The 24,010-nt window shown below is 56.4% G+C and carries 21 protein-coding genes; 15 read left to right on the top strand and 6 right to left on the bottom strand.

The features are described 5' to 3' along the window. Position 1: 1 nt before the first annotated feature. Entirely contained in the window at positions 2-859 is an 858-nt protein-coding gene (locus ACO0LO_RS14185; RefSeq protein ID WP_422964880.1) for a serine hydrolase, read from the bottom strand. A gap of 190 nt (positions 860-1,049) precedes the next feature. After that, a complete protein-coding gene (gene pal / locus ACO0LO_RS14180; protein ID WP_422964879.1) occupies positions 1,050-1,580 on the bottom strand; it encodes a peptidoglycan-associated lipoprotein Pal in 531 nt (176 codons plus the stop codon). 273 nt (positions 1,581-1,853) lie between these two features. Here pal and ACO0LO_RS14175 point away from each other — a divergent pair, with 273 nt between their 5' ends. Then, on the top strand, positions 1,854-2,279 hold the full coding sequence (locus ACO0LO_RS14175) for a MarR family winged helix-turn-helix transcriptional regulator (protein ID WP_422964878.1): 426 nt from the start codon (positions 1,854-1,856) through the stop codon (positions 2,277-2,279). 19 nt (positions 2,280-2,298) lie between these two features. Here ACO0LO_RS14175 and ACO0LO_RS14170 read toward each other — a convergent pair whose 3' ends face one another. Then, entirely contained in the window at positions 2,299-3,618 is a 1,320-nt protein-coding gene (locus tag ACO0LO_RS14170; RefSeq protein WP_422964877.1) for a DUF445 domain-containing protein, read from the bottom strand. A 223-nt stretch (positions 3,619-3,841) separates the two neighbouring features. Here ACO0LO_RS14170 and ACO0LO_RS14165 point away from each other — a divergent pair, with 223 nt between their 5' ends. The 7 genes from ACO0LO_RS14165 to ACO0LO_RS14135 all read left to right on the top strand — a co-directional run bounded on the left by ACO0LO_RS14165 (position 3,842) and on the right by ACO0LO_RS14135 (position 13,397). Then, entirely contained in the window at positions 3,842-6,517 is a 2,676-nt protein-coding gene (locus ACO0LO_RS14165) for an ExeM/NucH family extracellular endonuclease (protein WP_422964876.1), read from the top strand. A gap of 79 nt (positions 6,518-6,596) precedes the next feature. Beyond that, entirely contained in the window at positions 6,597-7,250 is a 654-nt protein-coding gene (locus ACO0LO_RS14160; protein WP_422964875.1) for a DUF4082 domain-containing protein, read from the top strand. A 260-nt stretch (positions 7,251-7,510) separates the two neighbouring features. Continuing rightward, positions 7,511-8,680, top strand: a complete 1,170-nt coding sequence (locus ACO0LO_RS14155; RefSeq protein ID WP_422964874.1) for a PilT/PilU family type 4a pilus ATPase — start codon at positions 7,511-7,513, stop codon at positions 8,678-8,680. 92 nt (positions 8,681-8,772) lie between these two features. Then, positions 8,773-9,201 (top strand): hypothetical protein, encoded by a 429-nt coding sequence (locus ACO0LO_RS14150; RefSeq protein WP_422964873.1) that lies wholly within the window; start codon positions 8,773-8,775, stop codon positions 9,199-9,201. Continuing rightward, positions 9,198-10,199, top strand: coding sequence for a CapA family protein (locus ACO0LO_RS14145; protein ID WP_422964872.1), 1,002 nt, complete (start codon positions 9,198-9,200; stop codon positions 10,197-10,199). Before ACO0LO_RS14150 ends, ACO0LO_RS14145 begins: the two co-directional genes overlap by 4 nt. Before the next feature lie 100 nt (positions 10,200-10,299). After that, a complete protein-coding gene (locus tag ACO0LO_RS14140; protein ID WP_422964871.1) occupies positions 10,300-10,965 on the top strand; it encodes a BF2992 family fimbrillin-A clan protein in 666 nt (221 codons plus the stop codon). A gap of 206 nt (positions 10,966-11,171) precedes the next feature. Then, complete coding sequence (locus tag ACO0LO_RS14135; RefSeq protein WP_422964870.1) at positions 11,172-13,397, top strand: S9 family peptidase; 2,226 nt, start codon at positions 11,172-11,174, stop codon at positions 13,395-13,397. 47 nt (positions 13,398-13,444) lie between these two features. On the opposite strand, the gene ACO0LO_RS14130 is transcribed toward ACO0LO_RS14135, so the two are convergent. Continuing rightward, positions 13,445-13,744, bottom strand: a complete 300-nt coding sequence (locus tag ACO0LO_RS14130) for a 2Fe-2S iron-sulfur cluster-binding protein (protein ID WP_422964869.1) — start codon at positions 13,742-13,744, stop codon at positions 13,445-13,447. A 284-nt stretch (positions 13,745-14,028) separates the two neighbouring features. Between ACO0LO_RS14130 and ACO0LO_RS14125 the strand changes: the two genes are divergently transcribed. Continuing rightward, positions 14,029-15,081, top strand: coding sequence for a porin (locus tag ACO0LO_RS14125; RefSeq protein WP_422964868.1), 1,053 nt, complete (start codon positions 14,029-14,031; stop codon positions 15,079-15,081). A 234-nt stretch (positions 15,082-15,315) separates the two neighbouring features. Continuing rightward, complete coding sequence (locus tag ACO0LO_RS14120) at positions 15,316-15,654, top strand: hypothetical protein (RefSeq protein ID WP_422964867.1); 339 nt, start codon at positions 15,316-15,318, stop codon at positions 15,652-15,654. A gap of 83 nt (positions 15,655-15,737) precedes the next feature. On the opposite strand, the gene ACO0LO_RS14115 is transcribed toward ACO0LO_RS14120, so the two are convergent. After that, the gene (locus tag ACO0LO_RS14115; RefSeq protein ID WP_422964866.1) at positions 15,738-16,034 is read right to left on the bottom strand and encodes an SCP2 sterol-binding domain-containing protein; all 297 of its coding nucleotides are present in this window, start codon (positions 16,032-16,034) and stop codon (positions 15,738-15,740) included. A 185-nt stretch (positions 16,035-16,219) separates the two neighbouring features. Between ACO0LO_RS14115 and ACO0LO_RS14110 the strand changes: the two genes are divergently transcribed. Further along, positions 16,220-16,651 (top strand): VOC family protein, encoded by a 432-nt coding sequence (locus ACO0LO_RS14110; RefSeq protein ID WP_422964865.1) that lies wholly within the window; start codon positions 16,220-16,222, stop codon positions 16,649-16,651. Here the strand turns inward: ACO0LO_RS14110 and ACO0LO_RS14105 are convergent. After that, positions 16,633-17,814, bottom strand: a complete 1,182-nt coding sequence (locus ACO0LO_RS14105) for an NAD(P)H-dependent flavin oxidoreductase (RefSeq protein ID WP_422964864.1) — start codon at positions 17,812-17,814, stop codon at positions 16,633-16,635. The genes ACO0LO_RS14110 and ACO0LO_RS14105 overlap by 19 nt on opposite strands. A 299-nt stretch (positions 17,815-18,113) precedes the next feature. On the opposite strand from ACO0LO_RS14105, the gene ACO0LO_RS14100 reads away from it, so the two are divergent. The 4 genes from ACO0LO_RS14100 to ACO0LO_RS14085 all read left to right on the top strand — a co-directional run bounded on the left by ACO0LO_RS14100 (position 18,114) and on the right by ACO0LO_RS14085 (position 24,009). Beyond that, positions 18,114-18,953 carry a universal stress protein gene (locus ACO0LO_RS14100; protein ID WP_422964863.1) on the top strand — a complete coding sequence of 280 codons (840 nt, stop codon included), beginning with the start codon at positions 18,114-18,116 and terminating at the stop codon, positions 18,951-18,953. Positions 18,954-19,239: 286 nt separating this feature from the next. After that, a complete protein-coding gene (gene hemN, locus ACO0LO_RS14095) occupies positions 19,240-20,652 on the top strand; it encodes an oxygen-independent coproporphyrinogen III oxidase (RefSeq protein WP_422964862.1) in 1,413 nt (470 codons plus the stop codon). 40 nt (positions 20,653-20,692) lie between these two features. Continuing rightward, a complete protein-coding gene (locus ACO0LO_RS14090) occupies positions 20,693-21,511 on the top strand; it encodes a sulfite exporter TauE/SafE family protein (protein WP_422964861.1) in 819 nt (272 codons plus the stop codon). After that, on the top strand, positions 21,508-24,009 hold the full coding sequence (locus ACO0LO_RS14085; protein ID WP_422964860.1) for a heavy metal translocating P-type ATPase: 2,502 nt from the start codon (positions 21,508-21,510) through the stop codon (positions 24,007-24,009). The genes ACO0LO_RS14090 and ACO0LO_RS14085 overlap by 4 nt, the downstream gene beginning before the upstream one ends. Position 24,010 lies beyond the last annotated feature (1 nt).

Genomic DNA, 24,010 nt, shown 5'->3' with positions numbered 1-24,010 from the left:
CTTAGTGGCCCTTGTGCCGATGGTGCCTGAAGACGCGCGTAACCGGTTGCGGCTCCGGTTCGCCTGTCAGCAGGCGGCGAATGCTGGACGCATCGAACAACCGGGCTGAGCTGGCCTTGGCATTCAGCAGCACCAGCGTGGCATTCCTGCCGGCGGCCTTGATGCGCATGATCAGGCAATTGCCCGCCTCATTGGTGAAGCCGGTCTTGGACAGACCGATATCCCAGCCTTTTTTTCCGACCAGACGGTTGGAGTTATGGTATTCCACCTGGCGTCCGTTGATATTCAGGGTCTCGCCGCTATCGGTAGTAATACGCACGATATCAGGATATTTGGACGCAGCTTCAGCCATCTTTGCCAGATCGACGGCATTCGAGCGATTGCTGGGCGACAGGCCCGTGGGCTCTTCAATGACGGTATTGCTCAAACCCAGGCCCTTGATCTTGGCCTGTACCGCGACCATGAATGCCGGCCTGCCACCGGGATAAGTGCGGGCCAGCGATGCGGCAGCGCGGTTATCGGAAGACATCAGCGCCAGTTGCAGTACATCCTTGCGCGGCATGGTTGCGCCTACCGGCACGCGCGACATGCTGTGTTTCAGCATATCCACATCTTCCTGTTCAATCTGGATAGGCGCTTCCATATCCGGCCTGGCATCAAGCACGACCATCGCCGTCATCAACTTGGTCAGCGATGCGATAGGCACCACGTCGTTGGAGTTTTTTTCCAGCAGGATTTTTCCGGTGCCGTCTTCTATGACCAGTGCGTGGGAGGAGCCGATGCGGGGTTGTGCTGCATGGGTTACGCCGGCGAGGCAGGACAGAACAAGGCCGGTAGCGATCAGGTTTTTCATCAACATAAGAAGCAAATGTTTACCATATTGAAAGACTTGAGGAATTTGAACGAAAAATGCGCCCCACAGGGACGCATTTTCTTAGGTGTGCCGAAGCTTAACAGTTTCTGCTGACGCTTGCTCAACTTGATTAAAATTTATATGCCTTTGGAAGGCGTAAATCCGCATCTCTGTTCACTGCCAGATCCGGCTCATCTCAGTTCGCTGTATAAACGATATCGTCGCGGCGATTTTCAGCCCAGGAAGCTTCGTCGGAACCGCTGGCTTTAGGCTTTTCCTTGCCCAGGGAAACCGCTTCCATCTGCGCTTCCGGCACGCCGAGGATAGCCAGTTTTTTACGCAATGCTTCGGCGCGCTTCTGGCCTAGCGCCAGGTTGTATTCGCTGCCGCCGCGTTCGTCGGTATTACCCTGGATCAGAATTTTCTTCTGGTTTTTTGTCAGGTATTTTGCATGCACGTCGGCCACCGCATCGTATTCGCTCTTGACCACATAGCTGTCAAAATCGAAATACACGCTGCGCTTGGCCAAAGGGCTGTTAGGATCGTTCAGCGGATCAGTGCTGGGTGCAGTCACGGTCGATACAGTGCGCGTATCGGGCGCGGCAGCAACGGTTTTGGCCGGTTCTTGCGCTACGACCGGTTTTTCCGCTTCTTTTTGCGCGGTGCTGCACGCACTCAACAGGGCGGCTGCAGACAGCAAGCCGGCAAGCGTGGTGAAATTTTTCATTTTATTTTCCTTGGGGACATAATATTAACGATAATCAAACAAATTCAATAACAACAGATCCTGAATTTATTTAATGTCCGAGCGGCAGATTATGTTTCTGCTTATACGGTCGGGGATTTCGACTGCCGGGCAGCCGAAAAGTTCATGCAGAACTTCATGTGCATGGTATCCGCAATCTCATTTCGGGTGAAGCCGCGCTTCGGACCTTCGTGGCAATTACATCACGGTATGATATAGTTTTTTAAAATATTTTCAAGCAGCAGTCCTTGACCCATGACAAATACCTCCACCCTGAACAAGGAAGATTTTGAAGCCTTGTCTGAATTCCGCTATCAGCTAAGGCGTTTCCTGCGCTTTAGCGAAGACATTGCGCAAAGCGAGGGCTTGACGCCGTTGCAATATCAGTTGCTGCTGCATATCAAGGGTTACCCTAACCGGGAATGGGCGACAGTCGGCGAGTTGGCGGAACGTCTGCAAGCCCAGCACCATGGCGTGGTGGCATTGGTGTCGCGCTGCGAAAAAGCCGGGCTGGTCACACGTGCGCCGGGGGTGGAAGATCGCCGCCAGGTGCAGGTCAGCCTGACGACACTTGGCCAGCAGTGCATCGCCCGTCTTGCTGAATTGCACCATAAGGAACTGACATCGCTGTCCAAGATATTCAAGGTGGCAAATATTTCCGCCTTCAACGACCGCGGCTGAACGCGCGATGCAAGCTGCGCTAACTGCGCAGCAAATGGGTAAGGCTGTAGATCAGCAGACCGACCAGCCCGCCAACCAGCGTGCCGTTGATGCGGATGAATTGCAGGTCCGGGCCGATTGCCAGTTCTATCCTGCCGGTCATCTCCTCCTTCGACCATTTATCTATTTCATGGGTGATGAAAGCACCCACCTTGTCCCTGTATTTTTCTACCAGCGGCGGGATATTGGTCAATATCTTCTCGTTCATCCAGGCTTGCAGCGTAGCATCTGCGGCCAGCTTACGACCCAGCGACAAGGCCATATCGCCAAGGTAGCCTGCGGCGGCAGAGTCCTGGCGCAGCATGTCGTCCAGCATTTTCGCCTTGGCCTCATCCCATAATTGTTTCAGATAGCGGTTTAGTTGCGGATCGGACAGCACGCTGAGCTTGGCATGGTCTATCTTGCTGCGCCATGCAGCATCTGCCTTCAGATGCAGGATAAAATCCCCTACATAGTGGTCAAACTGCGCGCGCCAGGGGTGCTGCGGATCGGCCTGCACTTCGGCGGATTTGGCCTGCAGGCTGCTCACCATGCGTCCGACCCCGCGCGCTGCCAGGTTGCGCATGGTGCCGCCGACTTGTATGCCCAGTATTTTCACGCTGTCCAGATCCAGCACCTCGTTGATCAGCGCCAGCAGCTTGTCATGGTTGGCAGGATCTTCCAGCTTTTCCGACATCGCCTGCAGCATCGTGTCCAGCAAATGCTGGTGGCGCTTTTCCTCCACCATCGCATTCAGTACATCCCCCGCCATGCCGGCAACATCAATATGTTGCAGCCGGTTCTTGATGCTGTCGCGGACGAAACCGCGCATGCCTTCATCGTCCAGCGCCCCCACCACCATCGCGGCGGCCTCGGCCAGCACCTTGCCCAGCCTGGCGCTGCTATCCGGCTGTAATAGCCAGCCAGACAATTTCCCTGCGGGATCAGTATCCTTCACGCGCTGGACGATGCCATCCGCCGTTACGAAATGGGTGGTGATGAAGCTGCCAATATTGGCGGCAATTTCCTGCTTGCTATTGGGAATAATCGCCGTATGCCAGATCGGCAGGCCCAGCGGATGGCGGAACAGCGCCACCACGGCAAACCAGTCGGCAATCGCCCCTATCATCGCCGCCTCGGCAAATGCCGAAACATAAGCCCAGCCGGGATGGTTTGGCAGTAGGTACTGGGCAATTCCGTAAAGAATGACCGCGGCAAAAAGGAAGCCGGCCGCCAGCCATTTCATCGACCCCAGGCGGCGTGCGCGCATCGCCGTCTGGATCGCCTCAACCTCCCGCCGAAGGCTTTCCTGTTCGTTCATTTAATTTTCCAAAATAGTTCCACATAGAAATATTATTTCTATGTGGAAATTTATTACAAAATAATATTCGATTTTATTGTCATTAAACCATATTCCCCACATCCGCTCCCCGCGTTTGCGCAATCGTTTGCGGTAAACCTTCAAAAATGGACGATTTGTCACGCTATGGTCATTTTGCAAACCTAGAATCGCCGGGTCGCACCCACTAAACCAGGAGAAAAATATGATGAAGGAACGGAGTAGCCGCGCCAATCTTGCGGGGCTGTTAATAGCATCAAGTCTGGCCGCTTTGCTGGCCGGCTGTGGCGGCAGCACCGCCGATAGCGGAACTGCGCGCGATGCCAACTCGCTGCTGCAATTACCCCCAGGCGCATTGCCGGCTTGCCCTACTGCCCCCAATGCGTTGATGAATATCGACGTTATCCAGGGAACAGGCGCGACCAGTGCTTACGCTAATCAAAAGGTAAGCGTGCGTGGCGTTGTTGTAGGAGACTTCCAGGCAGCGAATCAACTCAAAGGCTTTTTTATCGAACAGCCCGTGCCTGACAACAATCCCAAAACTTCAGAAGGTATTTTTGTTTATGCCCCTGACAATGCAACAACGGTAAAACTCGGCGATTACGTTCAAGTCAGCGGCACCGTGCAAGAATTCAAGGCCGCCACGACAGATACAGAAAGCACGACTCAGATTAGCCAGTTAAGTGCGGTTTCGGTCTGCGGCAAAGGCCCTACCATTCTGCCCGTTACTGTGAGCTTGCCAGTAGCAAATCCGGAAGATCTGCGCGCATACGAAGGCATGCTCGTTAAATTCACGCAAACTCTGACCGTCAACGACGTACACGACCTCGGCCAGTTTGGTGAAATCGTACTGGCGCCTAACCGCCTGTTCACACCGTACAGCGACCCCAACAGCAGCGATGCCGTGGCAAATGCAGCATTGATTGCCCGCTCCACTATTGTACTGGACGATGGCTCCTCGCCTGCCAATCCCAACCCTATCCCGAATCTGACAGCCAGCGACAAGACCGGCACCCGCCGCGTCGGCGATACCGTGCAAAACGTGCAAGGTATCATGAGCTACGGCTTCGGCAGCTTCGTGATTCAGCCTACACAACAGGCTACTTTCACGGCCAGCAATCCACGCCCTGCTGCCCCAAATGCAGTCGGCGGCACCTTGCGCGCAGGCAGCCTGAACGTGCTGAATTATTTCACCACGCTCAACGTGCGCGGCGCCAACTCTACACTGGAACTGCAACGCCAGCGCGACAAGCTGGTCACCACCATCATCGGCCTGAACTCCGACGTTCTGGGATTGATGGAAATTGAAAACAATGCAACCACGACGATCGGTGATCTGGTTTCCGCGGTAAATGCCAAGCTGGGCGCCAATACCTATGCGTTCATCAACAGCGGCCAACCCGGCACAGACCAGATCAAGGTAGCGATCATCTACAAGCCAAGTGCAGTTACACCAATTGGCAACGCCAAGATCCCTACCGATCCCGGCTTCATCGTCGATGGCGGCCTGCGTCCACCGGTGGCACAGCGTTTTGCGGCCAAGGATAACAATGGCAGCTTCTGGCTGGTGGTCAACCACCTGAAGAGCAAAGGCTCCTGCCCAAGCAGTGCGTCCAGCCCGGACCAGGATTTCGGCCAAGGCTGCTGGAATGCATCGCGCAAGGTACAGGCTACTGCGCTGAAAAACTGGGTCGCGGGCCTGGTATCCAGCTCCGGCGAATCCGACGTGCTGATGGTCGGCGATTACAACTCCTACCTGAACGAAGATCCTATCGCTTCTATCGAAGCCGGCGGTTTTGAAGCACTGGCACGCCGCATTCCTGCTGCTGACCGTTATTCCTATGTATTCGACGGCACATCCGGCGTGCTGGACCATGCTTTTGCCAGCGGCAGCATGCAAGGACAAGTCACCGGTGTCACAGTATGGCACGTCAATGCAGATGAACCACAGGTGCTGGATTACAACACCGAGTTCAAGACCGATGACCGTTATGACGTAACGCCTTACCGTTCTTCCGACCATGACCCAGTTCTGGTAGGCCTGAATTTGCATGCCGACTCTGCCGTGATCGCACCGACCTTGAGTGCCTTGCTGCCGACCAGCGCTCAGGCAGGAGCTGCGGTTTCTATCACCGGCATCAGTGCTGACGTTGCCGGCAATACCGGCACACCGACGCTGACTGTTGACTGGGGTGATGGCACTAGCCAGACACTTGCTGTCAATGCCACGACAGCAAGCAAGACCTACACAAGTGCAGGTACTTATACGATCAAGCTGGTGCTGACTGATGGCACAGGTGTTACTGCCGAATTGTCGGGCCCCATCTCGGTCAGTCCTGCTACTGGCCCAGGCCCTGGAAACGACCCGGAGCTGTTTTTCAGTGAATACGTGGAAGGAAGCGCCACCAACAAAGCGATGGAAATTTACAATCCAACGCAAAATGCGGTCGATCTGAGCGCCTACAAAGTGAGCCTGTACTCCAATGGCAAAGCAACCGTTCAATCGTCCCTCACCCTGAGCGGAACCATTGCGCCTGGCGCGACCTTGGTGCTGTACAACTCCGGCACTACCGCAGCCTTGGTTAACACGATCAAAGGCAACAAGCTGGTGGCAAACGGCGTTATCAACTTCAACGGCGATGATGCCGTGACACTGGAAAAAAACGGCAATGTCGTTGATTCTTTCGGCCAGGTCGGTGTCGAGCCGGCAAACGGCAAATCTTGGGTATCGCCGACCAATGCGGACGTAGTCACCATGGACAAAACCCTGCGCCGCAAATCGGGCATTGTCCACGGAAGTATTCCACCCGCGGCTTGGGATCCTGCTCAGGAATGGGATGTATTCCCTGTCGATACGTTCTCAGGTTTAGGCCAACGTTAATTTAAACGCTTTAAAACATGGCAGCGAACCCGCATCGCCGGGTTTCGCTTCAATTTGAAATCAATCATCAGGAGTAAAAATGAAATTCAGTAAAGTCTTGAACAAAATGGCAGCGGTTGCCGTGTGCGCAATGTCATTTGCCAGCGCAAGCGCTTATGCGGTTCCCGCTTTTGACGTGGATCCGTTTTCCGTATTTGGCGCAGCGGATTCCAGCAACTACAGCTTTGCCGTCGACTTTACCGCCAACCAGGCAATCACCGTCGACGCCCTGGCTTTTTTCTTCAACACCGCAGACGTTGCCGGTTCGCACGCCGTAGCGCTTTTTGACATGAACGGTAACAAACTGGCCGAAACCATCGTTGATACCGCGGATGCGCTGGTCGGCCACTTCCGTTACAGCAGCATTGCTGCAGTCAACCTGATTGCCGGCACTTCCTACCGCATCGTCGGTCTGGGAAATGACGGCGAGTTTGCAGCATCCCAGGATGTTAACGTCAACTCGGGTATCAGTTTCCTGCAAGCAGGAGTAGGTGACGACAGCAACAATACCTCACCTGATTTTAATCCCGCGGGCCTGTCCTGGGGAAATGCAGGTGATCCGACCGATGCTTTTTGGGGTGCCAGCTTCAGCTTTGTTCCGACACGTGCGGAAGTACCTGAGCCGGCAACCTACGCTTTGTTCTTTGCCGGTCTCGGCCTCCTGCTGATTACGCGCCGCCGTAAATCCAACTAGGCGCCTAGAGCTAGCCCGGCGCATCGTTTCTTGAAGAAGCCTGATGCGCCGGGAATCCTGCCTGAGCCCGCATTTTCCTCTCGCCTGTTCCATATTTGCATAGTAAGCTTTGCAACCTAGCTGACAGTGCCTGCCTCATTACGAATAATTTCCGCAAGGCAACCTTAAACCGGCTAGAATAAGCGCTTCACGCCACGTGCCGAGCCCTTTTTCATTGCCGGCAGCGACTGTCATTCATTGCCGCCCCTGAGGAGAAAAGCATGTCCACATTCGGTCCCGAAGAAGCACGCAGCTATATGCACCAGTTGCTGGCGGCAATGCACAAACTCGGCGGCTCGGATCTTTTCATCTCGGCGGACTTCCCTCCCAGCATCAAATCCCACGGCGGCATGAAGCCGCTGAGCCAGCAGAAGCTGAGCGGCGACGTTACCAAGAAGCTGGCGCTGAGCCTGATGAACGACAAGCAGCGCGCGGAATTCGAGGCGGAGATGGAATGCAATTTTGCGATTTCTCTGCCCAACGTGTGCCGCTTCCGCGTCAACGTCTTTGTCCAGCAGCAGTACACCGGCATGGTGATACGCACCATCGCGTCTGAAATCCCGACGTTTGAAAAATTGGCGTTGCCGGAAACGCTCAAAGAAGTCATCATGACCAAGCGCGGCCTGGTGCTGGTCGTCGGCGGCACAGGCTCCGGCAAATCGACCACGCTGGCAGCGATGATCGATTACCGCAACACCAATTCCGCCGGCCACATCATCACCGTTGAAGACCCGGTCGAATACGTACACAAGAACAAGAACTGCCTGGTCACGCACCGGGAGGTCGGCGTCGATACGCACTCATGGCACCATGCGCTGAAGAACACGCTGCGCCAGGCGCCGGACGTCATCCTGATCGGCGAGATCCGCGATACCGAGACGATGGAGCACGCAATCGCTTTTGCTGAAACGGGCCACCTGTGCCTGGGCACGCTACATGCAAACAGCTCCAACCAGGCAATCGACAGGATTATCAACTTCTTCCCGGAAGAGCGCCGTAACCAGCTGCTGATGGATTTGTCTTCCAACCTGCGCTCCATCATCTCGCAGCGCCTGGTCAAGACCGAAGACGGCAACGGCCGCAAGGCAGCAATTGAAATATTGCTGAATACGCCGACCATTGCGGAGATGATCTTCAAGGGCCAGTTCCAGTCCATCAAGGAAATCATGGGCAAATCCCGTGAGCTGGGCATGTGCACCTTCGACCAGGCGCTGTTCGACCTGTATAACAAAAAATTCATCAGCTACGAAGAAGCGATACGCAACGCCGACTCTGCCAATGAACTGCGCCTGCAGATCAAGCTGAAAGGCACGCGCAACATGGGTGGCGCGGCTGCCGGCAGCGCCTTCAGCATGGTTGTGGAAGAAAAGCCGGAAGACGAAGAAGCCTAGCCTAGAACTTCCCAGCCGGGATCGCCGTGCCGACGGTTCTGGATGGCAGTCGTGCTATATTCTCGGCACGTTCCTTCCACCATCCAGGCAAAATGTATAAAAAGAATACCGGCAAACCTGGCATCGGCCTTGCCATTATTTCCACCCTGTTCCCCCTGCTCACCAGCGCTGGCGCCAGTGCCGCGCCGCTACTGCGTTGCGAAGTCATTTATGCCGGCGCTGCCACTACCGTGGAGGCGACTCCGGTTGAGGATCCCTACGGCGTTCCCGCCGTCGACATAGGCGAACGCTTCCGCTTCAAGGCCGTCATGGTCGGCACGGACAAATCCATCCGCTATATCAAGCTGTATGCCTACTTGCAGACCAGGCGCAGGGATATCCCTATCCACGAAGCAGTCTATCTGCCGCCGTACAAAGTATCGGATGCTCCGTATCAGCTGACTCCGCAAAACTCCCTGTATGCAGGCGAAGTGGAACGCGAACTGCAATACCGTTGCAGCCTGCAGGGAGTGCAGCCATGATGCGCGCAACGTATAAATGCATGGCCGGCGCCATGCTTGCAGCCGCGCTGATATCTGGCGGCGTTACCCGTGCAGCAGACACTGCGCCGGAGACGGTAAGCCTGCTGTTCGCCGGCGACATCGTGCTGGACGGTAAACCCGGCAAGGCCATCGAGCAGGGCCAGGATCCTTTTGCTGCTTTTGCCGGTATCCTGGCAAAGGCCGACATCCGTATCGGCAATCTGGAATGCGTCGTCGGCACCGGCGGCGAGCAGGCCGACAAGACCTTCACCTTCCGCGCGCATCCGCGTACGCTGGACGTGCTGAAACGCCATTTCGACGCCGTCGGTGTGGCAAACAACCATTCCGGCGACTACGGCCATCAGGCTTTTGCCGATATGCTGGGTTTGTTGCAGCAGAAGGACATCCCGTATTTCGGCGGCGGCCGTAATCTGCATGAAGCACATACGCCGCTGATTATCACCCGCAAAGGCATACGCATAACGCTGCTGGCCTATGACGAATTCCTGCCCCGCAGTTTTGAAGCCGGCACGGATAGCGCAGGCGTGGCCTGGAGCGAAGACGAACAGGTAGTGGACGACATCCGGAAGGCGCGCAGTGTCCAGCATGCCGATATCGTCATTCCTTTTATGCACTGGGGCTGGGAAAATGAAATGACGGCCAACAGCCGGCAACGCCGCCTTGCCAGATTGATGATAGATGCCGGTGCGGATGCCGTCATCGGCGCCCATCCGCACGTAATCCAGGACACGGATACCTACAAGGGCAAGCCCATCGTGTACAGCATAGGCAATTTCATGATAGACGAACTGGACAACGAAGCGCAGACGCAGGTGTCGGTACTGAAGCTGAGCATCAGCCGCAACGGAGTAACCGCCTGGCAAACCAGGCTGGGCAAGATAGATGCAAATGGGATTCCGCATCCATCGCCGCTTGCAGCCAGCCCCTGCTGGAAGCAAGGCCAGCAGACCGCCGGAGTATGCAGCGCATCGGAATGAAAGCTATAAGCAGACGCCAAGAAATGGATTGTTTTTTATTTTCAAATAGATAAGAATGGCAAATCGCGTTTTAAGCTGAATATTACTGTAAATATTACTTATGCTGATGCCCGCCGCCGACCACTGGTCCCACGACAACCGCAGGCAACGCCTGCTGGCAGCTGTGTGTGCGATAGCATTGACGATATTGATGGGCAAGCAGCTCAACGGCGGACGCTTCCATTGGCAGCAACACAGCGTGACCGATGCTGCCGGCAGCGTCAGCTACCTGGCTTTATTTAACGTCATGCCCAGTGTCGTTAAACCTCCTGAAGCGGCAATACGAACCAGTCCGCAAGTTTCTGCCCACGCGAGCGCCAGAATTGAAACCGGCGCGGTTCGTCCTGCCGTGTCCGGCGCCATCACATCACCGTCTCAAGACTCTGCTCTCTCGGCCGCAGCGCCGGACAATGTGCAGGAAACGGCTACACTCTCCGCCGGCAGCGCATTGAAACTGGATGTCAAATCCATAGGCAAGGCCTACAAGGACAGCCGCAGCGATTTGCAAAGAATGGCGGAGGCAGCAGGAAAAACGCTGGAAGCGCCGCCTCAGACGAGGGAGCAAAAATTCGACGCGGTGATAGCGGAAGCGGCAGTCCCCGGATGCCTGGCAATGGGAGAAGACCCGATGAAGCACAATCCGCCGATGGTGGCAGGCGTCAACCTGGGTGGCTTGCTGGCGCTGCCCTTTTATGCCGGCGCAATCATCAAGGGAAAGTGCAAATAGCAAGCATGCTGAATCAAGGAATATGGTGCTGGTATATTTTGCAACCGCCAGCTCCGGTGATCTGGGCCGCATTCTAAAGTTGATGCCGGCATCCTGAAATCGGACGTCTGCCATGTAGCGTGTAGGATGAATCCGATCTAAATCTGCTCGCGTGAAAAACCTTATTTTTTAAAACCACGGTAGCCTCAATACTCAGGATGAACGATATGCCCGCATCGCTTTCCCCTTCCGTTTCACACAGCAAGCCTGCCCGTACTTTCAGTCTGGGCAGCCTGCTGTTGGCGGCATCGCTGCTGGTATCCAACAGCTTTGCGGCCGACGCCGCCTCTTTTGATACGACCACTGACCCGACCATTATGACCGCTGCCCCGATCGCTGCCAAGAAACCTAAAGTCGACATCACGCTGGGAGACCGCCGCGTGGATGATTATTTCTGGCTGCGCGAAAAATCCAATCCCGACGTCATCAGTTACCTGGAAGCGGAAAACGCCTATGCCGAAAAAGCGCTGGCGCCGACCAGGCCTTTGCAGGACAAGCTGTACCAGGAAATGCTGGGCCGCATCCAGCAGACCGATTCGTCCGCGCCCTACCGCAACGGCAAATACTATTACTATTCCCGCACCGAGACCGGCAAGCAGTACAATGTTTTTTGCCGTAAGCAGATCCAGGCTGACGGTAGCTACGAGACATCGCCGGAACAGGTACTGCTGGATGTCAACAAGCTGGCGGAGGGAAAAAAATTCACCTCGGTGGCCGCCAACAACATCAGCCCGGATGGCAATTACCTTGCCTATTCACTGGACAGTACAGGCTTTCGCCAGTATGTGCTGCAGGTGAAAGACCTGCGCAGCGGAAAGCTGGTGGCGGAAAACCGTGAACGCGTAACCTCCGTAGCGTGGACCAAGGATAGTGAACACCTGTTCTATGTCACCGAGGACGCTACCACCAAACGCTCCAACCAGCTGCACCTGCTGACGCTGGGCCAAGACAAGGCGCAGGACAAGCTGGTGTATGAGGAAAAAGACGAATTGTTCAGGGTGGATGTGGGGTTGGACCGCAGCAGGGAATATATCTTCCTCAGCATCAACAGCTCTACTACTTCCGAATTTCGCTACCTGCATGCAGATCGTCCGGGCAGTACATGGCAAATTGTCTTGCCGCGCAAAAAAGACCAGGAATACAGCGTGGATTTCCAGGGCGGTTATTTCTACATCCGCATCAATGACAAGGGCCGCAACTTCAGGCTGGTACGTACGCCGATAGAAAAAATTGCCAGGAACGACAAGAGAAGCTGGCAGGAGATCGTTGCCCACCGTCCGGATGTGATGCTGGAAAACATAGACCTGTTCAAGAACTATCTGGTCGTGTATGAGCGTGACAAGGGCCTACAGCAAATGGCGATCACGGAACTGTCAGGCAAGCACCTTCAAAAGACGCACCGGATAGCCTTCCCCGAGGCAGTCTATTCGCTGTCGCCGGGCGCCAATTTGGAATGGGATACTAGCGCATTCAACTATAGCTACCAGTCCTTTACTACGCCGCTTTCGGTATATGAATATGATATGGCCAGCCAGGCCGGCAAGCTGATCAAACGGCGCGCGGTACTCGGCGGCTTCAATCCGGACGACTACACGTCGGAACGCCGCTTTGCCAAGGCAGCTGACGGCAAGATGATTCCAGTTTCCATCGTGTACAAAAAAGGCGTCAAGCTGGACGGCAGCGCCCCGCTCAGCCTGAACGCTTACGGCTCTTACGGTTTTCCCTACCCGATCAGCTTTTCCAGCAACCGCCTGTCGCTGCTGGACCGCGGCGTCATCTTTGCCGTCGCGCACATACGCGGCGGCGGCGACCTTGGCAAGGCCTGGTATGACGACGGCAAGATGCTGAAAAAGAAAAACACCTTTACCGACTTCATCGCCTCAGCCGAATTCCTGATCAATGAAAAATTCACTTCCAGCGACAGGCTGGCGATAGAGGGCGGCAGTGCCGGCGGCCTGCTGATGGGCGCAGTGACCAATATGCGCCCGGATCTGTTCAAGCTGGTCATTTCCCACGTACCTTTTGTGGATGTCGTCAACACGATGCTGGATTCCAGCCTGCCGCTGACGGTGGGAGAGTACGAAGAATGGGGTAATCCGAACGAGCAGCCGTACTACGACTATATGAAATCGTATTCGCCGTATGACAACCTGGCGGCCAAAGCCTACCCCACCATCCTCGTCAAAACCTCGCTGAACGACAGCCAGGTGATGTACTGGGAACCCGCCAAGTATGTGGCTAAACTACGCAGCCTGAAGACGGATAAAAATCCTTTGCTGCTGGTGACCAATATGGGGGCCGGCCACGGCGGCGCTTCAGGCCGTTACGATGCGTTGAAAGAGAATGCGCTGGACTATGCATTCCTGCTGACGACGCTAGGCATCAAGAATTAAGCGGAATGCCCTCTGCATTGCGGAGGGTGCTTTCCTTCATCTGCGCTTCAGATTTTTGCCGCTGCCGGTGCATGCAGCACCAGGTCTGACTCTGCAATTGCCACGCAGGGCAAGACATATCCCTCGCCTTTTTCCTCCCTGCTCAAGCCCGGCCATTCTATGCCGTACCTGACACTGCCGACCTGCATGACACAGATGCAGGTGCGGCACGTGCCGTTGCGGCAGGAGCTGGGCAGCACGATGCCGGCGGCCAGCGCAGCCTGCAGCAGGCTTTGTCCGGCATGTGCGGCAAAGCGCCATCCCTGGGGCTCGATCAGGATACGGAAAATCTCTGTAGTTTCATTCATTGGATGCAAACTGGGGTTTCGGATTTTCTCGGAGAGGCTTACGCACTTCATGATATTCGTTTAAGCGCAAGCCTGCCTTGCGCAGCACTTAACATCTGCGGCTCCACTTGGAGTTTGTTCGCCATTCTCGGCAATTTGTGGTTTTTTTATATCAGTTCTCCCTGGTTCCCGCCACGGAAAGTCACTATTTCCCACCCGAAAGCGATTTGAAAGCTTGGATCAATATGCTGGCAATGCATCAGTAATATCCGCTTTATCTCAATAATTTATAACGGGGACCATCCATGAACAAAAAACTCCTGGCGCTTGCCATCCTGGCGCCTGCGTATTCGCTCGCCCAGGCACAATCCAGCGTACAAGCCTACGGCCTGATCGACGCCAACGTCGAATACCTGACCAATGCCGATCCGGCCAAGCATTCGCTGTCGCGCCTCAATTCCGGCGGTGCCAACACTTCCCGCTTCGGCTTTCGCGGTTCGGAAGACCTTGGCGACGGGCTGAAGGCGGTATTCCAGCTGGAAGGCGGCGTCAAGCTCGACACCGGCGCATCCGACGGCGACATCTTCGGCCGCCAGGCCAACGTCGGGCTGGAAGGCAACTTCGGCCGCGTGGTAGCGGGCCGCTCATTCAGCACCGTGTACGATTTCCTGCTGCCGCTGGATCCGATGGGCTACGCGCCGCAATATTCATGGGCCACCTCTGCCGGCGCATCGGGCAACCGCAAAGACGGCCTGCTGACCGGCGTTTCCAATATGGTCAAATACACGGGCGAATTCAACGGTTTCCGCCTGGGCCTCAACTATGCGTTCGGTGAAGCCGCCGGCAATACCTCGGACAGCGCCAAATATGCGCTGGCGCTCGGCTACAACACCGGCGATCTGCGCCTGGTTGGCGTCTACAGCCAGGTCAACGGCACCGGTAATGCGTTGGGCGCGTATGACAAGACCACTGCCACACATCTGGCGATCGGCTATCAGGCCGGCGAAGCCAGGCTGAATGCCGGCTACCGCAGGTTCAAGAAAACCCTCGCCAGCGGCGCAGCGGACCAGCGCAGCGACACCTACTGGGGCGGCGTGAACTACAAAACCACCGAAACGTTTACGATTACCGGCGTTGTGTACTACCAGGACATCAAGAACACCACGGCAGCGCTTGATGCCGACCCTATCATGTACGTACTGGGCGGCAAGTATGCATTGTCGAAGCGCACTGACCTGTATCTGGTGGGCGCCTATGCCAAAGCCAAGGGCAACAACACCGTCAGCCTGTCGCGCGACGACGTCGGCTATGGCAACAGCCAGACCGGCATCACTGCCGGCATCCAGCACCGCTATTAATCTCCAGGCCGGCACTATCGGCCGTTGGCGGCATGCGTTTTACGGCGCATGCCGTTTTTTTTATGCCTGCGTTTCGCATCCATCGCTGGTTTTAATCAGAATTCATTCCCACGAAGAAACAAGTTCAGGTACCGACCGGTTCCTATAAAAACGCCTTGTCTTATGGCTTTATTTTTACTAGATTGAAAGCCCGGCTCCGTGACGCCGGACTGGTTCGTTATCAGGAGCACCAAGATGATCGCTGCCGAATTATTGAAACGTCAATCAAAGGATCAATACTATACGGAAAGGAGAGAGAAACGAGCCCCCTACTTCACACTGATCGAAGTAGATCCGCGGGATGTGGTGGACGGCATCGTGCGCGAAGAAGGCTATCTGTCGGAAGAAGTGACCCCAGCGGGCCAGATGCGTGAAACCTGCCCCCATTGCCCCGGCAATGCGCTACAGCTGATTTTGCGGTACCGGCATGTCAAGCGCTCACACCTGTTTTGCGAGCAGTGCACCCGTTGTTATGACGCCCTATATCCCGACGGCACTTCCGCGCTCGCGATAGGCGGCGTTTCATTGAGCTGATCGCTCAGCCGAATTTCATAAAAAAGCGCCTGAACAGTTATTCAGGCGCTTTTTTGCATCTAGACGCTTGCCGACAAGCCACTTTACACCACTTTTTGCAGACGCATCGCCACGCCCATATCACCGGATACCTTGAATTTTCCCATCATGAAGCCGTTGACGGGATTCAATTCGCCGGCCAGTAACGCACTCAGGCTTTCAACCGACAGCGCGATCGTACATACCGCATCCAGGTTTTCATTGCTGACAGTATTCGGCACAGACAAGGCATCCACGAACACGACGCCGTCGCTGCCGCAATCGAATTTAAGGGTCGCGTTCAATCCGCTGTTGTCGCCTACTTTGGCGCGTATCGCTTCGGTGCAAGCTGCTAAGTCCATCTGGAGTCTCCCTATATGGTCAAACATGGTAAAACGCAGAATGTAACATGCCAGCCAGTAGAGTGGAAAGACTAGAACTTGTCCGTCAATGGCACGCTTGACAGCGGCAATTGCGCTGCTACGATGAAGTCAAGCCTGCCCGAGGCAAGAGCCTATGAAAAAGCAGACTGATCAAGGAGCACACCATGTCGGACATCCCCAAACTGACCAAAGCCAGCATCATCCCCTGCCTGCGCTACCGGGATGCGTCAGCCGCCATCGAATGGCTGTGCACCCATTTCGGATTGACCAGGCACCTGGTGATACCGGGGGACGACGGCAGCATCCTGCATGCGCAGTTATCTTTTGGAAACGGCATGGTCATGCTGGGCTCGGTGTCCAGGGTGGACAATGAATACAGCACGCTGGTGAAACAGCCTGACGAAATCGGCGGAGCACAGACCCAGACCATCTATGCTGTGGTCAATGACGCCGACCTCATTTATGACCATGCGAAGAAAGCCGGCGCCAGGATCGCAATCGACATCAAGGATGAAGATTACGGCGGACGCGGCTTCAGCTGCTACGACGTGGAAGGCCATCTGTGGAGCTTCGGCACTTACGATCCCTGGGCCTGATGGCTGCCGCCGGATGGGGGCAAGCTGCCGTTCAGCATGAAATCCATCAGGTCCCTGACCGAGCGTAATTCGGCGCCGAAAGGCAGGGCTTCCGATCCCCTGAAAAACAGGCCGCGCCGGATATCGCCTTTCAATGCAAATGCCAGTTGTGTATCAATGCAGAACTGGCCGGACTTGCCGACGCCATCCCGCAAACCGCACTGCTGCAAGCAATCGAAGCCAACCGTACATTGCTTGGCAGCCGCCTTGCCTTGCAGTTTGCCTTCTTTCTGCAAATAATTGTCCAGCCAGGGCGTACGCACCGCACGCGCCGGCAGGCCTGCGACGCTCATGAAGGTCACAATATCTTCCGGCCTGGCTTCCGCCAGCGTCTTCTTGAACAGCGGATGGGCGTCTCCCTCCAGCGTTACCGCAAACGGCGTACCCAGCTGCACCGCATCGGCACCCAGACCCATCACTTCGCGCATCTTTTGGTGCGTGCCTATGCCGCCGGCAGCGATCAGAGGTATATGCTCGCTCTCCAGCTGCAAGTCCTTCATCAGGCTGCGCGCCTGTTCCAGCACCACGGCGAAACCGAACTGCGGATTGTTGACATCCTCCAGCCTTGGCGCGCCCAGGTGCCCTGCCGCGTACTGCGGGTTTTCTATGATAATCGCATCCGGCAGGCGATTCTTGCGCATCCACTTCTTCAGCACCAGCGCAATGCCGCGTGCATCCGAAAGAATCGGAATCAGCGCCACATGGCCGAATTCGGCGGCAAGCTCGGGCAAGTCCAGCGGCAAGCCGGCGCCGACGACAATGGCATCCGCACCGCTGATGCAGGCTTGACGTACATAGGCGGCATATTGGGACACCGCGCGCATGATATTCACCGCGATCATGCCTTTGCCGTCCGCGCTGCTTTTTGCCAGCACTATCTCCCTGTCCAGCGCCACCAAGTTGGCGCCATCAATGGCGGCCTTGTCGCGCGTCTTGCCGGTCTGCTGCATCAGGTCGGGATGGTGCCTGCGTAAATCTACGCTGGAAATGGTGCCCATCGCGCCCAATCCAGCCACACTGCCGGCGAGGCGATGCGCCGACACGCCGACACCCATGCCACCCTGCACTATAGGCAGCAGGCTGTTCGCTTTGATGAGCATACGGGGAAATGGGTTTTGCAGCATGCAGGTATCCGCCAGTCTGGAATCGAGGTCGCTGCACTTTAGCAAAAAGGGCAAGGCGTTAACTTGATCTTGATCAAGCAATCCTGCGTTAGCCAGCCTGGCAAAGCCGGCTGGCTAACGGCTTTGATATGCATCAAATTCCGGCCAACTAAATGCCGCAAGGCGCAAGTTCAACTGGACGGAGTGCCTTGCAGCGCATACGCTGGAGAGGTGGTTATCGCCAGCACACCAGTCAAAGCAGAATCAATGTGCAGTCAGTCAATATGCAGTCAACGCAGCACTCAATCAACGAGGACGAAATGAGCTACCAATCAATACTGGTCCATGTGGACCAATCCAGAAATGTGGAAGCCCGCATCCGCATCGCCGCCAACATCGCCAATGCAGAAGGCGCGCACCTGATAGGCGTGGCAATGACAGGAATCTCACGCTGGATGTATGCCAATAGCGCACCCATGTTCGCGGATCCCGGCATGGTGATCAACCTGGATTTTTTGAAAGAGAAAGCACAGGCCGCGCTCGACGCGTTTGAACGCATCGTCGTCAGCATGGGAGTCGAGTCCTACGAACTCCGGCTGGTGGACGACGAAGCCGCCGGCGGCATCAGCATGCAGGCACGTTATTCCGATCTGGTCGTTATCGGCCAGACCGACCTGGAAGATCCCTCCCCTAGCGTCACGCCGGATTTTCCCGAATATGTCGTGCTCAACTGCGGCAGACCGGTGCTGATCGTGCCTTATGCAGGCCGTTTCAGCAGCGTCGGTGAAAGAGCCCTGATCGCCTGGGATGCCGGAGTGCCGGCAGCCCGCGCTGTCAGCCTAGCATTGCCCTTACTGCGACGCGCAAAAATTGCACAGCTCGTGGTGTTCAATTCCGACCGTGATCCCGGTGCGCACGGGGAGCAGCCGGGCGCGGACATCGCACTGTACCTGGCAAGGCATAAAGTAAAAGTGAATGTATCGGAACAGAGTGTGAAAGCCGATGTCGGCAATGCACTGCTGTCGCTGGCAACGGATTTCGCGTCCGACCTGATTGTGATGGGCGGCTATGGGCACTCCCGCTTCAGGGAAATCCTGCTGGGCGGGGTCACGCGTACCATCCTCAGCACGATGACGGTGCCGGTATTGATGTCGCACTGACATCTATCGACTGTCTCTCAGCTCCATTGAGCAGGCTGCTTTGAATTTTCGAAGTGGTCTTTTTGCCATTTCCGCACCCCCTGCCGGGATAGTGGCTCCCTCTCTCCGTTCTAGGAAGCTGTTGCAAAATCAGGCTGGCCAGGCGACGACGCCAGCGTAATTTTTTAACAGCTTTTAAATTCCGCCCTTTTGATTTACATCAAGATGGGCTGACGCATTCGTCCCTACACTAAAGCCATCTTCAGAACGCATCCCATGCTCGTACTTCATCCGCAGGAAAAAAATTATGGCGTCCCTTCTCCCCGCAAGTGCAGTCCCGGCAATTGAATTCGATGCCGCGCTGATAAGCAAACTGAAGCAATCCGGGCCGCGCTACACGTCCTACCCCACGGCGGACCGGTTTACCAGCGAATTCAAGTCCTGGGATTATCTGCATGCTGTCTCCAGCGTGCGGGTACAGGGCATGCGTCCGCTGTCGCTGTACATCCATATTCCTTTTTGCGACACCATTTGCTACTACTGCGCCTGCAACAAGATCGTCACCCGAGACAGGAGCAAGGCAGCCACCTACCTGGCCTATCTGAAACGCGAAATTGAAATGCAGGGCAAGCTGTTCAGCGGCATCAACCAGGTGGAGCAGCTGCATTTCGGCGGCGGCACACCGACCTACCTGAGTGACGGGCAGATGGACGAACTGCTGGCGCACATACGCCGCTGGTTCACGCTGGCGCCGGACGCCATCGGTGAATATTCGATAGAAGTCGATCCCCGCACCGTGTCGCCGGAACTGGTGCATAGGCTGCGCGAACAGGGATTCAACCGCATCAGCCTGGGGGTACAGGATTTCGACCCGGCAGTGCAAAAGGCGGTTAACCGCATACAGCCTGAACAAGAAACACTGGCCATCGTGGCGGCCGCCCGCGCAGCAGGATTTCGCTCCATCAGCATAGACCTGATTTACGGGCTCCCCAAACAGACTCAGGCAAGCATGGAATCCACGCTTGGCAAAGTCATTGCGCTGTCGCCGGACCGCATCGCAATCTACAACTATGCCCACCTGCCGCATCTGTTCAAACCACAGAGGCGCATCCACGAAGACGAACTACCCAGCGCAGACGGCAAGCTAGATATGCTGCATCTGTGCATCACCCGCCTGACGGAGGCCGGCTATATATATATTGGGATGGACCATTTTGCCAAGCCTGGAGACGATCTTGCCATTGCACAGCAACAAGGCCGGCTGCACAGAAACTTCCAGGGCTATTCTACCCATGCCGATGCCGATATGGTTGCTTGCGGCGTTTCGGCAATCAGCGCCGTAGGCGCCACGTACAGCCAGAATGAAAAAACACTGGATGCTTACTACGAGCGCATCAAGCAGGGTGAGTTGCCGATGGTAAAAGGCATACGGCTGACGATGGACGACCTGATCCGGCGTACCGTCATCCAAAGCCTGATGTGTCATTTTGAGCTTTCCAGCAGCGCGATAGAGCTGTCCTATCCTATCAGCTTCCATGAATATTTTGCCGAAGAGCTGGCAGCCATGCGGCAGTTTGAACAGGACGGGCTGGTACGGTTCGACGGCGAATGGCTGTGCGTGACAGACAAGGGCCGCCTGCTGATCCGAAATCTCTGCATGGTATTCGACCACTATCTGAATCGCCAGCCAGAACCGGTACGGTTTTCCGCAACCATCTGATATCTCCTCCGCTAATCCAGCCACGACCACCGCACCCGATATGGCAAGCATCAATCTCATCCCCATCTTCCTGACCGGGCTGGTCGGCAGCCTGCATTGCCTGGGCATGTGCGGCGGCATCGTCAGCGCTTTTTCGATGGCGCCCGCAACAACGGGCAGGCGTGCATTTCCGCTGCCCGTTATAGCGGCTGCTCACGGCGTTGCGCCGCAGAGCGCCGTGCAGCCGGTTTTACTCTCTGCCGCCATCCGCGCCTTGAGCTACAACAGCGGCAGAATAAGCAGTTATATGCTGGCCGGCGCATTGGCAGGCGGCGTCGGCGGCGCGCTGGCGCTCACCAGGCTGATGCCGCTGCAGGCTGCCTTCTACTGGCTGGCCAATCTGATGCTGGTCATGCTGGGCTTATATATGATGGACGTGTGGCGTGGACTAAGCAGGCTGGAAAATGCCGGCCAGTTTTTATGGCGCCGCATCCATCCCTTTACACGCAAGCTGCTACCGCTGGACAGCTACCCAAAATTTTTTGCAATGGGCGCACTATGGGGCTGGCTGCCCTGCGGCATGGTGTATGCCACGCTGCTGACCGCCATGCTCTCCGGCTCCGCACGATCGGGTGCGATGGTCATGCTGGCTTTTGGCGGCGGAACGCTTCCGGCTTTGATGGCGCTGGGCGCCATCAGCGCGCAACTGAAATCCCGCCTGCAGCATCGCAGAACGCGCCTGATCGCCGGCGCAGTGGTGCTGGGTTTCGGAGTGCTGGGACTCGTGCGCGCAGGAACAGGTCACCAGGCCAGCTGGCTGGACGCCTTTTGTATCAGTGCTTCTGCATCCGGGTCCCATTCATTCGGGCAGGCGCCATGAAACCCGCACCGGATTTCGACGTCTGCTTTCATTGCGGCCTGCCCTTGCCCGCAGATGCACACTGGAGCGTCAGTATAGGTGCGCAATTGCGCCGTATGTGCTGTCCCGGCTGCCAGGCAGTGGCCGCAGCGATTATCGACAGCGGCTGTGCAGACTACTACGGCAGCCGCAGCCGCTATCCGGAGACCCAGAATGGCAGGGATATCCCCGCAGCAGCGCAATTAAAAACTGACCAGGCTGTGCCCGAAAACACGTCCGCCGCTGGAGACGCAGACATTGAAACCGCATTTTCCATTGAGGGCATCCGTTGTTCAGCCTGCGTGTGGCTGATCGAGCGCCGGCTGGGCAGTCTGCCCGGAGTACTGTCGGCCAGCCTGAATGTCGCCAACGAAAAACTTGACGTGCGCTGGGCGTCCGGCCAGAGCCAGCCAGGCGCGATCACAGCGGCACTGCACGACATCGGCTACACAGCCCACGCTTATCAGGTTCTGGAGCATGGCGACATGGTCCGCCGGCATAGTAAACAGTTATTCCGCCAGTTGTTTATCGCGGGGCTGGCGATGATGCAGGTGATGATGTACGCCTTCCCAGCTTATATATCTGCTGCAGATGCGATCGACATGGATCAGGCAGCGCTGATGCGCTGGGCCAGCCTGTTGCTGACGCTGCCTGCAGTATGTTATTGCGCACTGCCCTTCTTCAAAGGCGCCTGGTTCAGCTTACGGAACCGTCATCTCGGGATGGACGTGCCGGTCGCATTCGGCATACTTGCGGCGTTTGGCGCCAGCGTCGTTGCAACGGTACAAGGAAAAGGCGACGTCTACTTCGATTCAGTGACGATGTTTATCTTCCTGCTGCTGGGCAGCCGCTACCTGGAAATGGCAGCCAGGCGCAAGGCTTTCGACAGTCTGGAAAAAATGCAGCAAGCCTTGCCAGCGGCTGCCATCCGGCTGCCAGGCTATCCGCACAGTAAGGCGGAGGAAATTATTGCAGCCGGCAGCTTGCGACCGGGCGATGCCATCCTGATCCGGGCAGGCGACATCATCGCAGCAGACAGCGCTATCATCGACGGGCACACTGCCATCGACGCATCGCTTTTATCCGGCGAAAGCCGACTGGTGGAAAAAACTACCGGGGAAGAGTTGCCGGGAGGTGCCGTCAATGTGCAGCAGGCCGTGGTAGCAAAGGTCGTGCGCCTCGCGCATGACAGCCGGCTATCCGTACTTATTCGTCTCAGCGAACGCGCAGGTGCCGGCAAGCCGAAGGCAGTTTCACAGCTTGACCGTGTCGCTTCGGTATTTGTTGGAGTGCAACTGATGCTTGCACTCGCCGTCTTTTGCATCTGGCGTTATATTGCGCCGGGCGAGGCCTGGATTGCCGCAATCTCCGTGCTGGTGGTGTCCTGTCCTTGCGCCTTGTCTCTGGCGACGCCGGCCGCACTCGCCTCCGCCGGCGGCAGACTGCTGCAGCAGGGCGTGCTGCTCATGCAGCCGAATGTACTGGAAACACTGACTCGCGTCAGCCATGTCGTCTTCGATAAAACCGGCACGCTGACACTGGGCAGGGCGAGCCTGCAATACATTGAAGCCGAAGGTTCACTCAGTAGTAGGCAATGCCTGCAACTTGTCGCCAGGATGGAAGCCGCCAGCAGCCACCCTCTTGCTTGCGCTCTGAGGCGGGCAGCGGAAGCGCAAACTGCGGATGCCAGTGGCGGCAGCGAGGGCGGCGACGGTATTGCCGTTTCCGACATCCATTCGGTGCCCGGAATGGGGCTGCAAGTCAATGCCGGTGGCACCCTGTACCGCATCGGTAGCAGCCAATTTGTTGAAAACATGCTGGGCCGGGATATACAGCACGCTTCCGATTCTCCCTCTTCCTCGGTCTACCTTGCCAGTGAGTTCGAATATCTGGCCCGCTTTGAACTGCGTGATGCGGTACGTAGCGATGCTGCGGAAACGGTTCGCCGCTTACAGCGAGCCGGCAAGGAGGTCATCCTGCTAAGCGGCGACGATGAACATATTGTGCAAAAAATTGCCGCCGAACTCGGCATCTGGGAAGCCTATGGCAACCGTCTACCAGAGCAGAAACTGCAATTCGTGCAAAACCTGCAACGATACGGCGCCGTTGTCGCCATGGTAGGAGACGGCATCAATGACGCAGCGGTATTGCGCGCGGCAGACGTTTCTTTTGCGATGGGTAGCGGCAGTTCGCTGGCGCAGGTCAGTGCAGATGCCGTGCTGATGTCGGAGCATACCGGCAGCTTGTACGATACCTTGATGCTGGCAAAACAATCGCGTTCGGTGATACGGCAAAACCTGGTCTGGGCCTGCCTGTACAACCTGATTGCGATACCCGCTGCGGCCTGCGGCTATCTGAGCCCTTTGTTATCCGGCGCCGGCATGGCGTTGAGTTCCATGGTGGTTGTCCTCAATGCGCTGCGACTGAGGCGCGTTCCACGCAAAGCTCCGCACATTTCTGATTTTGCACAAGGGAGCTGAA

It is taken from the genome of Undibacterium sp. TJN25 (assembly GCF_049339885.1).
Classification (GTDB): Bacteria; Pseudomonadota; Gammaproteobacteria; order Burkholderiales; family Burkholderiaceae_D; genus Undibacterium.
Note: the sequence above shows the minus strand (reverse complement) of the source record. Positions and strands in the feature narration are given on the sequence as shown.